The organism is Clostridium sp. AF34-13, from assembly GCF_003477845.1.
Taxonomy (GTDB): domain Bacteria; phylum Bacillota; class Clostridia; order Lachnospirales; family Lachnospiraceae; genus Butyribacter; species Butyribacter intestini.
Map to the genome: position 1 here is coordinate 44,385 of NZ_QUEB01000005.1, position 16,030 is coordinate 60,414.

Annotated in this window: 12 protein-coding genes; all 12 read right to left on the bottom strand. The window is 38.0% G+C overall.

All coding sequences use genetic code 11. The features are described 5' to 3' along the window. Nucleotides 1-8: 8 nt before the first annotated feature. The 12 genes from DWZ63_RS05600 to DWZ63_RS05655 all read right to left on the bottom strand — a co-directional run bounded on the left by DWZ63_RS05600 (nt 9) and on the right by DWZ63_RS05655 (nt 15,929). Entirely contained in the window at nt 9-722 is a 714-nt protein-coding gene (locus tag DWZ63_RS05600; protein ID WP_118499068.1) for a hypothetical protein, read from the bottom strand. An 11-nt stretch (nt 723-733) separates the two neighbouring features. Continuing rightward, nucleotides 734-2,401, bottom strand: coding sequence for a pilus assembly protein PilM (pilM, locus tag DWZ63_RS05605; RefSeq protein ID WP_055944752.1), 1,668 nt, complete (start codon nt 2,399-2,401; stop codon nt 734-736). A 241-nt stretch (nt 2,402-2,642) separates the two neighbouring features. After that, nucleotides 2,643-3,404 carry an A24 family peptidase gene (locus DWZ63_RS05610; RefSeq protein ID WP_055944754.1) on the bottom strand — a complete coding sequence of 254 codons (762 nt, stop codon included), beginning with the start codon at nt 3,402-3,404 and terminating at the stop codon, nt 2,643-2,645. Between the two features lie 21 nt (nt 3,405-3,425). Beyond that, complete coding sequence (locus tag DWZ63_RS05615) at nt 3,426-3,926, bottom strand: type II secretion system protein (RefSeq protein WP_243020493.1); 501 nt, start codon at nt 3,924-3,926, stop codon at nt 3,426-3,428. A gap of 300 nt (nt 3,927-4,226) precedes the next feature. Next, entirely contained in the window at nt 4,227-5,438 is a 1,212-nt protein-coding gene (locus DWZ63_RS05620) for a type II secretion system F family protein (RefSeq protein ID WP_118499070.1), read from the bottom strand. A 37-nt stretch (nt 5,439-5,475) separates the two neighbouring features. Then, the gene (locus DWZ63_RS05625; protein WP_118499144.1) at nt 5,476-6,525 is read right to left on the bottom strand and encodes a type IV pilus twitching motility protein PilT; all 1,050 of its coding nucleotides are present in this window, start codon (nt 6,523-6,525) and stop codon (nt 5,476-5,478) included. A gap of 143 nt (nt 6,526-6,668) precedes the next feature. Then, the gene (locus tag DWZ63_RS05630) at nt 6,669-8,384 is read right to left on the bottom strand and encodes an ATPase, T2SS/T4P/T4SS family (protein WP_055944764.1); all 1,716 of its coding nucleotides are present in this window, start codon (nt 8,382-8,384) and stop codon (nt 6,669-6,671) included. A 257-nt stretch (nt 8,385-8,641) separates the two neighbouring features. After that, a complete protein-coding gene (locus DWZ63_RS05635) occupies nt 8,642-10,420 on the bottom strand; it encodes a methyl-accepting chemotaxis protein (RefSeq protein WP_118499072.1) in 1,779 nt (592 codons plus the stop codon). A gap of 627 nt (nt 10,421-11,047) precedes the next feature. Beyond that, on the bottom strand, nt 11,048-12,604 hold the full coding sequence (locus tag DWZ63_RS05640) for an alpha-amylase family glycosyl hydrolase (protein WP_118499074.1): 1,557 nt from the start codon (nt 12,602-12,604) through the stop codon (nt 11,048-11,050). Between the two features lie 46 nt (nt 12,605-12,650). Continuing rightward, nucleotides 12,651-12,992, bottom strand: coding sequence for a GxxExxY protein (locus DWZ63_RS05645; protein ID WP_118499076.1), 342 nt, complete (start codon nt 12,990-12,992; stop codon nt 12,651-12,653). 149 nt (nt 12,993-13,141) lie between these two features. After that, nucleotides 13,142-14,932 (bottom strand): oleate hydratase, encoded by a 1,791-nt coding sequence (locus DWZ63_RS05650; protein ID WP_347474831.1) that lies wholly within the window; start codon nt 14,930-14,932, stop codon nt 13,142-13,144. 673 nt (nt 14,933-15,605) lie between these two features. Continuing rightward, entirely contained in the window at nt 15,606-15,929 is a 324-nt protein-coding gene (locus DWZ63_RS05655; RefSeq protein ID WP_118499078.1) for a nucleotidyltransferase domain-containing protein, read from the bottom strand. Nucleotides 15,930-16,030: the final 101 nt, after the last annotated feature.

Consider the following 16,030-nt stretch of genomic DNA (forward strand, 5'->3'; position numbering starts at 1 on the left):
CACCTCAATTATTTTGAACCAAATACATTCTTAGTTCCATCCGTAACACCATTTACTGTCGGTGCTTTATAGTCCTTACCGTCAACAGGCAGATAATACATATCAACCGTAGCTGTTCCTGCAAGTTTTCCGGTTGCATCATCAAGTGTTGCGTTTATCGAAGGAATAGTCATACGGTCCGAATATTTATTGACATATTCATTAAATTTTTTAAGACCTTTATATGACGCCTTATAGACAATAGTCACCTCCATATATCTTCCGGCTGTTCCTGCGGATGCTGCTCCATTTCCTGATGATGTTGTATCACTTTCTGAATCTCCTGACTCCGAAGACTGTGCTGCATATGCATTCTGACCTGCATTATTTCCTTTTACAAATGCTATCTGTGTTGTCTTAAAATCCATCTTGCTTTCAATATCACGGATTATTGACATTGCTTTTTCTTCAGTCATATCATTCGGATATTTGTCTTTTAACTCTTCTTCCTTTTCTTTAAGCTCTTCTGTCTCTTTTCGTATTGTCACTTCTCTTGCTATCTTGCTCTGAAGCTCCATAACTTTCTGTTCTTTTTGTGTATTTTTATCTTCAATATCCTGAGCCTTGCTCATACCTTTGCTGAATACAAAAAAATACGATGCGGCAAGCAGACATATCGCCAGAAATATAATAAGAAGCTTTTTGTCTGATTCCGAAATACTCATTTCAAATTTCTTTTTCATAACTCATCCCCCTATTCTGACTGTGTACTGCTTGTATCTGTACTCTGTGATTTATTTTCGTCTGCCGACTTGTCTTTACTATCAGAATTATACTCTGCCATAACTGTATATTCCCATGATTTTTTCTTTTTTTCCTCCGGCTGTGCTGCTGCCGGAATAGAAACATTCTTTATTAGTTCTACCTGCTTGAGATTCATTAAAAGCCTTTCCGCCTGAATCCTCTTTGTAGATATTATATTCATACTTATCGAATCTCCCTGTATCTGAAGGCTTCTTACTTTTGAGCCTTTTGGAAGACTACTCTCACATTCCCCTAAAAGCTGTAAAAATTTTTCATTATTTGTGCTTGTTGACGCATCAACCACCTCATATTTCTGTTCGCTCTCTCTTGCTTTCTTGTTTTCGTTGTAAACTTCTTCTATATACGACATTTTTGAAATTTCTTCATCAAGTTCTTTCTGATGCGATACAGCCAAAAACTGTCTTATTGATGACGAAAGTATAAGCACTACGCTAATTAACACACAGGCTGCCAAAGTTACATAAGCCGTATGCATACCTTTGCTCCTACTCCGTTCTTCTTCGATTTCCTTTGATTTTACATCTATTGGATTGATAGTAGCACCTGCTATTGAAAGGAAACTGACCGTACTTACAGGCTCATCTCCAGGCAGTGCCTTATTATTTTTTATATCGACAAATGTACTGTAATCAAGACTATGTATAGGAAGTGAAATCTCATTTTCAAACATCTTTTTGATTCCGGCAAGCCTGAATCCGTCACCTATCAGGCAGACTTCACCTTTTATCCTGCCACCAAGCTGATTCTGATAATAGTCAAGTGCCGTATTTACCACATTGAGATAATAGCTTATCGAATCTCTTACATCCTCAACCGCACTTTCAAGTGCAGCTACACGCCCCTCATCTGCATTATCAATCTTCGGCATACGATATGCCAGCTCATTTTTCATAAGATACTGATATGCCTCATATTCATCATTTACACCAAATATATCATAATCAAGCAGACTTGATAATGTATTTTCAAAACCGTAAGGTGTTACTCGCTGGAATTTTATCTTATCATCCTGAACTATAGTGATAACAGTTGACTGTTCTTCAAGCTGTACTGCAATAAAGTTTGACTGTCTGCTGCTCTTTAAAAGCTGTACTGCACCGTTTCCTATGTAGTCAAATGTCTCAATTTTGATTCCGGCATACTCTGAAAAAGAATAATGATTGCTAAGAATACTATTTGGCACGGCAACGAGCATATATTTTGTAAGTTTTCTGCCGTCTTTCTCAATATCACCCATCTTGCTGTGGCTGATAACATAATCAGAAACATCCATAGGAAAATAATCGTTTATCTGCAGTTTTATAATAGACTCAACTTTATTTTCCTTTACAGGCGGAATTTCTATTTCCCTCGTGACTATCTTTGAGGAGACAAGTGTAAATACTGCCGTCCTCTCTTTTATTTGATGTTTTTCAAGTTCGTTTATAAGAGTGTTTGCAAAACTTTCTTTGTCCCTTATGTAACCATCTTCAACAGCATGCTCAGGTGTCCTGAATGTAAATGCTTTATAAATCTTTGGCGATGTTTTTTTATAATCGACAAGTCCTACCTTTGTAAGCCAGACACCTGCTTCAATACTTATTACCTTCTTAGCCATCTCTTTTCCTTTCTATCAATACATATATAGGTGATTGCAAAACTTAAGTTTACTCTATGAATTTTTGTGCACTATATACAAAAAATATACTTTACTGAAAGTTTCGCAAATGCCTAAATACACATATAGCCTATTTTTTGATCTTAGAAAATGTCGATAAGGACATTCTCAAAGATCAAAAAACCGAAGTTTTTACTAAACTAAAAATTTTATTTCCTTAAAATAAAACATTATATTTTTACTAATGACATAATATATTTACATACCAGTCAATCATTTTGTTTCCCCACAGTGCCGCAATAAATATACCTATTGACAGATAAGGTCCCATTGCAAGCATATGCTTAGCTTTACTTATTTTCATTCTTATAAGATGAATGACAGAACCGAGTACACATGCAAGTATAAATGCAAGTATTACAAGCTGCCATCCCAAAATAAGCCCTGCTGATGCCATAAGTTTTACATCACCTCCGCCTATCGCCCTGCCGGATGATAAAAACCAGAGTACAAATAAAAACAGGCTGACACAGACTGCTCCTATAATGTGTGACACAATGTTTTGTCTATCTGCAATGCACATAGCTGCACCGATTACTGCTAATACTATATTGAGACATAATGGAATCTCGAATGTTCTCTCATCTATCATTGTCAAAACAATAAGAACAGAAGTCATGAGGCAGTACAGCACACTGTTTATATTGATACCATTTGCCATGAAAACGATAATGTACAGTATGCCATTAAGTGCCTCAATCAAGGGATACTGCTTCGATATTTTTGCTCCGCAGTTTCGACATCTGCCCTTTAAAATGATGTAGGAAAACACCGGAAACATATCATACCAGTGCAGCGTCCCACCACAGTTCATGCAGTGAGAGCGCGGCATAATACTTTCTTTTTCGGGAATACGGCAGATACAGACATTTAAGAAGCTGCCTATAACGATACCGTATAAAAATATAATTATGTAAAGTAAGATTGTAATTTGCACCGGCATTTTGGTTTGTCTCCTTTGAAATTATAAGTCACCCTCAACAGGTTCAATGCCTGTAACCTTAGTTCCAGATGCATTAACTGCTGTTGCAGTTATTTTATGATTAGTTATATCTACTTCCAATTTTATATCTGCAACATCTTTTGCATGGTTTGACTTGAACTTCTTCTTTGCTTCATCAATTGTTGAATATGTCTTATTCTTTACGGCTGTTGCAAAATCTGATTCACCACCAACATTTGTAGTTCCAGTAACTTCGCCGTAAACAAAAACTGTGATATTAGCTGTTATTTTTTCTGCATTTTCAGAATAAGCAGTAACACCTGCTGTGCTGTAACTGTTTACTACCTGCTGGTCCTTTGACTCTTTTGACTTATTGATATAAGGAATTACCTGTGTTCCTACGATACCAACAAGGATAGCCATGATAGCGATAACGATTATAAGCTCTACGAGAGAGAATCCCTTGTTTCCTTCCTCCTTTCTTTTCTTCATCTCATTGATTTTTGTCTGTAAAAAATTCATTTCCTTTAATCTCCTTTTAAAATTTGATTTTTAATATATACCGCTGTTGTACGGTGCCTGAGCCCGTGGTTAAACACCCCTCAGACTCTTTTATATCATATGTCCCATGGCGACACATAATAAACGATTTAGACCGGGCTCTAATCTGCCCATTTTAATAAAAATTAACCTATACTGTCGTGACAGCGCTTCATATATATTTTTATTTATTTAACCTATGCTGTCGTGACAGCACTTCATATATATTTTTTTATTTAACCTATGCTGTCGTGACAGCACTTCATATATATATTTTTTTATTTAACCTATGCTGTCATACATACTGTAGATTGGCAGCATTATCGCAAGTATTATAGGCACAACGACTACTGCCATGATGATGATAATCATAGGCTCTAATGCCGACATAAGTGCCTCTGTAGCCATCTCAACCTCATCATCATAATAATCCGCAATCTTGTCTAACATATCTTCAATGTTACCGGTCTGCTCACCAATCTCTATCATATGGCATACAACCGGTGGAAATACTCCGCTTTCTGTTAGCGGCTTTGACAACGGAAGTCCGTGTGTAACATCTTCCTCGGCTTTTTTTAAAGCTCTTTTCACAACTTCGTTTGTCATAATCTTTCTGACTATCGCCACGGCATCCACCATCTGTATTCCCGATGCCATAAGCGTGCTTAATGTCCTTGCAAGTCTCGCTGATGCCGTCTTTACCGAAAGCGTTCCGACAAGCGGCAGCTTAAGTGCTATTCTTCCGACTATCATCGCACCTGTGTCTGTCTTTTTAAATGCCGTAAATGCAACTGCGATGCCTGCGATTATAAGAAGCATTATATACCAGTAATCCACAAAGAAATCACTGACTGACATTACAAACTTTGTAATGCCGGGCAGTTCACCACCGCCAAGTTCATCAAATGAAGATGTAAATGTAGGTACTATCTTTATCATCATGATAGCGACTACAACTATAATAACGAGTATAAGTATTATGGGGTATATCATAGACTTCATAATCATTCCCCTTAAATGTGCATCTTTTTCAAAATGACCCGCAAGCCTGTCAAGTGTAGTATCCATACTACCTGACGCCTCACCTGCCGCAATCATATGTATCATAATCTCAGGAAATATCTTTGGATAATGCGACATGGCATCTGCCAGTGTCTCACCTCGCTGTACTTCACCACTGACATTTTTTATCGTGTTTTTAAATGTCTTGTTCTCTGTCTGGTTTGATAACATATCAAGTGCCGTGATAACCGGAACACCTGCATTTAATATACTCTCAAACTGTCGGCAAAAAACACCAAGTTCCCTAGCCTTTACGGCTTTTCCTATATGTATATCAAGATCTTTGTTTAAAGCATTTGCCTGTGCGATATTTACTATGAGGTTTCCATTTGAAGAAAGCTTCGCTTTCGCTGCTTCAAGATTTTGAGCCTCTATCGTGCCGGTCTTTGACTTGCCATCCGGCAGCACTACTTCATAATTAAAACTTTCCATGCAATACTTTTCCTTCCACTGCCTGTCCTATATGTTATTAAAACAGTTTGCCACGCATTTTTATATCATCCTGTGCAAACTCCACTGCACTGTCGGCAGATATTTTATGTTTGATATAAAGATCAAACAACGAATCATCCATTGTCACCATTCCATTCTTCTTGCTTGTCTGTATTATCGACGGAAGCTGATGAGTCTTATCTTCTCTTATAAGGTTCTTTATCGCCGGTGTTCCAAACATGACCTCAAACGCCGCCACTCTGCCTTTTACATCTGCTCTCGGCAAAAGCTGCTGTGATATAACTGCTTCAAGCACTGACGCAAGCTGAACCCTTATCTGATCCTGCTGGTGTGGCGGGAATACATCTATGATTCTTTCTATAGTCGGTGCCGCACCTATCGTATGCAATGTTGAAAATACGAGATGCCCCGTCTCTGCTGCTGTCACAGCGGTCGAGATAGTGTCGAGATCTCGCATCTCACCGACAAGTATTATATCAGGATCTTCTCGGAGTGCTGAACGCAATGCTGCCCCATAAGAATCCGTATCAATTCCTATCTCCCTCTGATTAACGATTGCCTTTTTATGATTGTGAAGATACTCTATTGGATCCTCAAGTGTAATTATATGAACATTCTTTTCGCTGTTTATAATATCAATAAGCGACGCAAGTGTTGTAGATTTACCGCTTCCGGTAGGTCCTGTCACAAGCACAAGTCCTCTCTTTTTCTTTGTAAGCTCTACAACATGATGTGGAATTCCAAGACTCTCGGCACTTGGAATCGTAGTGTTTATAAGTCTTAATACTGCCGCATATGAACCACGCTGCTTAAATGCGTTGACACGAAATCGTCCAACCTCGTTTATCGCATATGCAAAGTCAAGTTCTCCTCTCTCCTCCATCACCATTTTTTGAGACTCTTTCATCATCGACTCAACAAGTTCTTTTGACTTTTCTGGCATAATCTTTTCAAAAGCAGACATCTCACAGAGTGCTCCCCTGATTCTGCACTTCGGTTTAATTCCGACTGTTATATGTAAATCTGATGCTCCAAGTTCTCTTGCCGCCATCAAAAGGTTATACATATTTGTCTCCATAGTAGACTTTGTCTCCATATCAGACTTTGTCTCCATAGTAGACGCTGTCTCCATAGTAGACCCTATCTCCATATCAGACATTGCCCCCATAACAGGCTTTTTCTTCATAAATCCTTCCATACTGCTCCTCACTAATCTTCATATGCTACACGGCGGACTTCTTCCACTGTTGTAATTCCTTTTAAAACATAATCTACCGCACTCGTCCTCAGTGTTTTCATACCCTGCTTAAGTGCTATATCCTCAAGAACATCTGCTGTTTCACGCCTGTTTATCGCACGCTTTATTTCGGCACTGACAGGCATTATCTCGTAAATACCTACACGACCATAATAACCTGTACCTCCACAACGCACACATTCGCAATGCCTTGCTTTTCTTATCATGACGCTTCTGCCGTCCTTTATATTAAGCACTCTGCGGTCATCTTCGTCTGCCTCCTCAAGCACCGAACACTCCGGACACACTCTTCTTACAAGTCGCTGTGCAATAACACCGATAACTGAATCACCGAGCATATAACTCTGAACACCCATATCCGCAAGTCGTGTAATAGTATTTGCCGCACTGTTCGTATGCAATGTACTTACAACAAGATGCCCTGTGATAGATGCTTTTACGGCAATCTCTGCCGTCTCTGCATCTCTTATCTCTCCTATCATGATGATATCCGGATCCTGTCTCAATATCGAGCGGAGTACCGAACTAAATGTGAGTCCTGCTTTTTCATTGACCTGAACCTGATTTATACCGTTGATATTTGCCTCAACCGGGTCCTCAACCGTGATTATATTGACACCCTCTATGTTTAATTCACTTAGTGCAGTGTATAGTGTTGTTGACTTACCGCTTCCCGTAGGTCCTGTTACAAGGATAAGACCATTGTTGTGACTGAGTATGCTGTTAAACTTTTCAAGTTCTTCATCAGGAAATCCTAGTTCTCTCTTGTCTCTTGTAAGCCCGGTCTTTAGTGCAAGTCTCATAACTGCTTTTTCACCATAGACTGTCGGAAGCATCGATACACGTATGTCATACTCCTGTCTATCTACTATAGCTGTTGCCCGTCCATCCTGAGGTCTTCTCTTTTCGGAAATGTCAAGACCACTAACTATCTTTATCCTGGCTATCATCGCTGCATGAAGTGCTATATCATGCCTCATCTCCTCATGCAGCACTCCGTCTACACGAAAACGTATGCGAACCTGATTCTCCATAGGCTCAATGTGTATATCACTTGCTCTTTTATGTACCGCCTGCTCAATAATCTGTCTGACAAGCTTTACTATAGGTGCCTCAGACTGTTCGTCATTTTCTTCTTCCCGGTTATTTCCAGAATTTAACTGCTGTCTCTCCCTCGTGTACTGCTCTGCCACACGAAGTACCTCTGCATTTCCATAGTATCTGTCTATCGCAGCGGCTATATCACTTGGAACCGTAACACATCTTTCTATCTGAAAACCTGTAATTATGGAAATATCATCCATGGCTCTTATATCAAGCGGATCACTCATCGCCACTTTTAATATATTGGGATTTTTTTCGCTAAAAGCAAACGGGATAAGACTATATTTTCTCAATACAGACTCATCCATAAGCTTGATTATCTCATCCTGAATACGGATACTGGAGAGATCTATACTCTCTATTCCAAGCTGCTGCTGCAATGCCTCCATAATCTGCTGCTCTGTAGTAACTCCAAGCTCTATAAGCACATTTCCGAGCTTTTCACCTTTTTTCTCATTCTTCTGCATCTCCAGTGCAGTGCCGAGCTGTTCTTCCGTAATGACACCTACTTCTACAAGAAGATCTCCAAGCCTTTTCTTTCTCCTAAAACCTGCTGACCTCACTCCAAACTTCACCTCATCATAATATTTATGCTAAAAAATATTGGCACAGACATTTTATTATATTGGTATCAAAAGGTATTTTGACCATTATATTTTTTCTGATATTTATATAAAAATGTCCGTTTTCACCCTTAAACCAATTTTTTTCATCATATATTGATTTATAGAATACAACCTTTCCTTATAAATTTCAATATTATCTTAGCACATTTTTAATAAACTGTTTTGTTTATGTCTAAACTGCATCTACACTATATCTAAATTTTGAACTTAGCAACTCCCTCACTGAGTTTATTCGCTCTCTCCTCTGCCGTCTTTGAGTTGTCATTGACAACTGAAGACCTTTCTGCAATCGAAACAGTCCTGTTTGCTATGTTCGTCGTTCCATTAGCACTCTCCTCAGTGGCAATGCTTATACCCTTTATCGAATCAATTATTGATGAGATAGATGCCAGCAATTCTTCTGATGTAGCACTAAAATCTGATACAAGTTCGTTTACACTTGTCGCATCTTCATTATAAAATCCAGCAAGCTCATCAAATTTATGATAGCTGTCAGTAACATCCGTTTCAACAAATTCAAGCATTTGCTGTGCATCACTCTTAAGATTTTCAACTGCATTTTTTACGGCATCCGTCACACCCTGTATATTTTCAACATTTTCTTTTGACTGTTCAGCAAGTTTTCTTATCTCGTCTGCAACAACAGCAAAACCTTTTCCTGCCTCACCCGCTCTTGCTGCTTCAATAGATGCATTAAGTGAGAGAAGGTTTGTCTGTTCTGTAATTTCCATGATAGAATCGGCGAGTACATTTATCTGGTCTACAACTTTTGCCTCCTCCATCGCTTTTTCAAGTTCACTCTTCATGGCTTTTTTTGTCTGACTTGCTTTCTCTCTTATAGATGCCACATTTTCTTTACCTTCTTTTGCTCTCTTATATATCTGTTCAACATGATTTGCACCATCCTGTGCTCTCAATGCAATATTTTTTGCCGCATCTTCTATCTCATGCGACATCGAATCTATACTCTCTGTCGTAGCTGCTGTTTCTTCCATTGATGCCGCAACTTCCTCTGTCGTTGCAGAAACATCCTCTATATCAGAATTAAGCAGTCCCATATCATTTGTTATCTCACCTACTACATTCTTTATGTCACCTGCACCTGTTTTCACATCACCTATCAGACTTGAAAGATTTGCACGCATAGTCTCAAGTCTGTTTGCCAGAATACCAAAGTCATCTCTCCTTTTTAAATACTTATCGTCTATTTCGCTTGTAAAGTCACCACTTTCAAGTACACCCAGCTCTCTGCCAACAGCTTCAAGCGGCTTAACTATATTTGCGATTATAAGGATTATAACTGCAATGAGCACAATTCCTATCGTACCATTTACGGCAATATAGATTTTTGTCATGTTGTTTGAATATTTTGTCAGTTCATCATGTCTGACCGCAACTGTTTTGTCTATATCGTCCGTATAATTTCCTGTTCCGATGACCCAGTCAAATTCTTTATAATAATATGTATAAGAACGCTTTGGTGAAGGCTCTGTCTCTCCCTCCTTAGGGAAATAATAGTCGGTATATGCCTCGTTATTCTTAACAGAATCCTCTATCATCTGTTTAACCATGGTAAATCCATTTGAGTCTTTTGTATTCATACGGTTTGTTCCCTCAGTGTCACTTCCAAGAAGAACTACATTTGTTCCGTCAGACTGGTCTACCCAGAAGTAGCCGCTGTCACCGTATCTCATATCACGAATCTCATCAGCAGCATTTTTCTTAGCGAGCTGTTCTGTAAGAATCCCGCTCTTATACTGACCGTAATAGTGTTTCGCGACAGATACTGCCGCCGTAACTTCCGATTTGATGCTGTCATCATATGAACTTCTTATACTGCCCTCTATCTCAACTATAGATTCGTTGTTTTGATTTTTCATGCATATGGCTGAAAATATAGTCCCAAATAACAAAATTACAAGAACCCCTGTCATAATAAATAACATTTTAAACTTTACTTTAATGTTTTTCATATTATACCTCATTTCTGCACACATTTTTTGCATATCAAGTTTGTGTCAAGTGTGCACAGACACAAATCTTGTGTGTGAAAAATCATTTTTTCTACAATAAAATCCTGCATATATGTATTTTTCACACTAAAATCCCTTTTTTCTTTTTTGAAAATCAAACAAATTATCACCAATATTTTTTGTGCAACTTCAACATATCAATTATACAACTTTTTTAATTTTTATGCAACTTTAACATGATTTGAATTATTTTTACTGGTAACAGTTCAGCCATAAAAAGATAATTAGCAATACAATGAGCTTGTTCATTGTATTGTTAAGTACCTTTTTATGGTAGAATAGCCTTTCATTTCTGAAATGAAATAAACAAAAGTTGCAAAGCAGCGACTGACAGCTCGCTGGCAGGTTTATGAATGTAAGAAATGAAAGGCTGAACTGTTACTTTTACTGTAATTGCTTTTATACAGAGTAATTTGTTTAATTCTGAAATTGAGCATACAAAAACCTGTTGTAAATAAATGAACATACAAAAAACGGACAAATAAACTTCCACATTGAATGTGGTAAGTTTTTTGTCCGAGTTTTTTATGATGTTTATAATACTTTTCTCAAAATGTAAAAATTGATTTAGTCAAGTTTTATAAACGCTGCTGTCTGTCCTGATGCCTTTACAGTCTTGCCGTCACTTTCTACACTTCCGCCGAAGCTGTAGATTGTTTCTCCGAGTCTTGCATCAAATTCAAATGTTACTTCTTTTGCTGACGGATTTATGACAACTAAAATTTTCTCACCCTCGCTGCTTCTTACATAAGCAAGAGGATATGTGTCTTTTTTTGCTGCTACGAATTCTATCTCACCTTTACTTAAGAGTGCCGTGTGCTCTTTTCTTATTTTTATGAGTTTCTTTATTTCATTGTAAAGTGAATTTTCATCTGCCGCCTGATTCTTAACTGTCGGACGATTTTCATCACTGTCCTGTGCGATATAGAGCATTTCTTTCTTGGCATTACTGAAACCTGCATTTAAACTGTCATCCCACTGCATAGGTGTTCTTGAACCTGTTCTTCCATATCCGCCCTCTACTGATGTAAGTCCTTCTACATATTTCATTCCGATTTCATCACCATAATAGATAAACGGTGCTCCAGGCATTGATAAAAGGAACGCAAATGCAACTTTAAGTTCATCACCTTTTACTTCCTGTGAAAGTCGTCCCATATCATGATTTCCTGATGGAATACACATAAGTCCTTTCTTTTCTGATTTCTCATAATTTTCAAGATACTTTTCTACAAAGGCTGATACATCACCTTTTCCTCTTGATGAAAAGAAAGGTTCTTCACATCGGAACAAATCATTGTAATGTGACGGTCCAAAATGAAGAAGGAAATCCATATGAAAGCCACCCTGAAGTGATTTGTCAGGCTCTCCCCACTCTGAAACCATAGCTGCATTTGGAAATTCTTTATCAAGAAATTCCCTTACATTCTGCCAGAGTTTTATCGTTCCTTTTCCATCCTCATCATTTTTTACAAGTGAGCCTGCCATATCTACCCTGAAACCGTCTGCTCCCATCTGAAGCCAAAAACGCATAACATCTTTCATTGCTTCAAGTGTGGCTTTTGGTCCCTCATCATCCATAGACTGCTGCCACGGACGCTCAGGCTTATAATATCCGTAATTAAGTGCCGGCTGGTGTGAGAAAAAGTTGACCGCACATGAACCGTCTCTGTCTGAAATTCCTCTGATGCAGCCCATCCCCTGTGGTTCTTCCCAAATACTGTCAGTCCATACATATCTGTCCGTAAACTCATTCTTTTCAGCTTTCATGGACTGCTTAAACCACTCATGCTGCACGGAAGTATGTCCCGGAACAAGGTCAAGGAGTATGTGCATATCTCTCTTGTGTGCCTCTTTGAAAAGATTTGCAAGGTCCTCATTTGTGCCGTATCTTGGTGCAACCATATAATAGTCCTCAACATCGTAACCCGCATCACCAAAAGGTGATTTGAAACATGGATTTACCCATATGGCATTACAGCCTAAATCCTTTATGTAGTCAAGTTTCTCCGTAATACCATTTATGTCACCTATACCGTCAGCATTTGTGTCATTGAATGACTGCGGATAGATTTCATAAAAAACTGCGTTGTCAAGCCACTTTGGTTCGTTTGTATTATTCATTTTAGTCCTCCTGATTTATCTTACTATTTGTTGTATTCTACTTCTTTTATACCACTACTTCAAGTATCTTCTTACCATTATAATCCAACTCATTTACCCCGGTCTTTTTGTTCTTATTAAAATTAAAACTAAGCAGATAACCTTTATTCTGTTTATAATACTCAAGATAATCAAACAACTGCTTTTTCCCCCGTGAGTTATATTCATCTCCATGCCAGATTTTTAACTCAATAATAAACCTTCTGCCTTTGTAATCTGCTATTATGTCAGAACGCCTGTTATTTCTTGTCCGGGCTTCAATATAATAGCATCTGGTATTTAGAATTGTACCATAAATCAATACATCTTTTTGCACATGATGAACAATAATGTGTTCATTGTAACACAATTTAGAAAAAGTGTGTAAGCTGCTCTAAATAATACTTACACACTTTTTGACTATTTTTATAGCATTGAGCACTATTTCATTTTAAGTCTAAATCCTTACAGTCAAGCGGATATTCGTGGTACGCTCTGCTAATCGCTCAAATAAGCATTTCAAGCCTGCCCTTCATTCAAAACACCATGCTCTTTTAAAAGTTTCTCTATATCTGTTCCCTTAATTTTCTTTAAGACCGCATTTTTCACCATATTTAACGGCTTTGGAAGTTCCATGTCAAGCGGTGACTTTCCATCCATAAGTCTTACCGAACTCTCAACCAGTTCTCTTATATCATATGTGCTGCCCCAGACTTCCGGTACTGCCCTGTCTACTCCACACAATCCGTAAACCGCTTCCATAGCTGTTCTTACTGAATATTCCGTTGTGAATATCGTATCTCTCGGTGTCTCGGCAAACTGTCCTAAAAATGCGGCATTTACACTTCCGTCAGGGATAACATCCGGTCTGTCACCTTTCCTTCTCGGCATAAAGAATGCAGTTATATAAGGAAGCATTGTCGGTATGCAGTTTGTACACTCTTTTGCAAGCTCATCAATCTCATTTCCAGGGACTCCAAGATGGTAAAGCCACTCTGCCGCAATCTCCCAGCCACAGCAGTCTTTCATCGGTTTTCGTATATAATCACCGACAGCCTCAGTAAACAGACCGTAAACCCATATACATACTTCATCCTTTTTCTGTTTTTTGAACTGTCCCTGCCTGTTTATCGTCCAGCTAAGCAGCCATGAAGAATCCTTGCAGCTCACAATTCCGCCAGTGACAACTTTCCCTGAGCGTGAATCTCTCTTGCATATCTTCTCTATATATGAAATTATCTTTTCATCCGATGTTGTAATGGTTGCCGATTCCCATTTTGACTTTTCAACATCCGAACAAAATTTTTCAGGATTTCCAAATGCCATGTCCTGCCTTGCGATATTTTTCCAAAGACTCCAACAGCCGCTTTTTCTTATCTTTGCACTACCTGTCGGTGCGTGTTCATGGTCGCCGTATATTGTACTTTCCGTGCAGCTTCCGTTTGTGATAAAAACAAGGTCATTATCTGTAAGTTTTATTTCTTCATTTTTGCCCGCCACTACACACTCAATAGTTTTCGCTGTCTTTTTCTTTCCGTCAATGTCAAATATAACATTTGTTACCTCAGCGTTAAATTTAAATGAAACACCTGCATTTTCAAGATATTTAAGCATAGGCATTATAAGTGATTCATACTGGTTGTATCTTGTAAATTTTAATGCCGAAAAATCAGGAAGTCCTGCTATGTGATGGATAAATCTCTTAAAATAGAGTTTCATTTCCAATGCACTGTGCCAGTTTTGAAAAGCGAACATTGTTCTCCAATAAAGCCAGAAGTTTGAGTCAAACACTTCATCATCAAAAAAATCTTCTATCTTTTTATCATACAGTTGTTCATCGGAAGTAAAGAACAATCTCATAATCTCCATACATCCCTTGCGGCTAAGTCCAAACTTTCCACCAAGTTCTGCATCTTTCCCCCTGTCTGTTGTGACCCTGCAAAGCGAATAATTTGGGTCTTCTTTATTCAGATAATAAAATTCGTCCAAAACCGACTCGTCTTTATTTTCCAAAGATGGAATACTCCTGAACAAATCCCACAGACATTCAAAATGATCCTCCATTTCACGACCGCCACGCATTATATATCCTCTCGAAGCATCGTTTATACCGTCACACGCTCCGCCGGCAATATCAAGTGCCTCAAGGATATGAATATTTTCTCCCGGCATCTTTGCATCCCTCACAAGAAAGCATGCTGCAGCAAGTGCACCAAGACCACTTCCCACGATGTATGCCGATTTTTCCTCGATACCGACCGGCTTTTTAGGTCTTGCAAATGCTTCGTAGTTGCCGCTTGCATAGTAAATGCCTTTGCTGTTCTTATCGTATTTTCCACGCTCCGTGTTCTGATAGTCAGATTTTTCATAATTATCTGTAGCATTGCCTCTGTTTTTGCTTTTAATCTTTCCATCACTATCATCAACATACTGACACCATTTTTCAATAACTTTATCTGTCATTGACTTTTTGTCAGCATCTTTTCCATTTGAATTTTTACATCGGCACGAACCACTGTCCGAGTCATTGTCTTTTGCAAACTTACCCTTATACAAAGCCGCTGCTCCCGCTCCTACAGCGATAACAGAAGCTGTTTTAATAATTTTCTTATTCATGATAATCTCCAATCTACTGCACTATATTTGCAACCAAGCCACCAGCACGAATTCCCATCGCATAGCTGATAACAAAATTATTTATAAATAAGTATTCCTGATAATATAAAATCCTATTCCTTGAAATCTGATTTCTTGAAATTTTATTTTCAAAAATGCAATTAACAAAAAAATATGCCCAAAATCCCCCATCAGTACATCTTCTGATTTAAGAAATTTCAAGCATATTTTTTATGCCTTACGGCAATCTATTTTGTTCCCAACGAACCTTTAAATAAGGTTCTATCAAGCCAATAACCTGCTCCGCCTTTTGAATCTGTTCTTCAACCTGTGCTTTAGAAATAACAAAAAAATCTTGATAAGTCTATTACGCTGCCTTCCACAAAATAACCCCCTCATTTACATTGCGGTAAAAAGGTATTGTCTTTTCCAATTTATTAAAATCATCAATATTAATATCTATTACCGAAAATACTTTATCGTATTTTAAATTCATATCAACTATAAAATCTGATAAAGAATCTTCTAACTTTTCACTTAAATCTCCGGCAATCAGCATTGCTATATCAACATCTGATTCTTCTGTATTTGTTCCTTTCGCAACAGAACCGTACAAAATAATCCGATTAACCTTTTTATTAAGAATTTTTATAATCCCATCTACAAGTTCATTCAATATATCCTGTTTCATAACACACCTCCAACCAGCATAAATATACTTTCGTATATTATACATACCGGATAACAAAATTGCAATATTTACACTAATTCAGCATCAGGGCAAACACATAA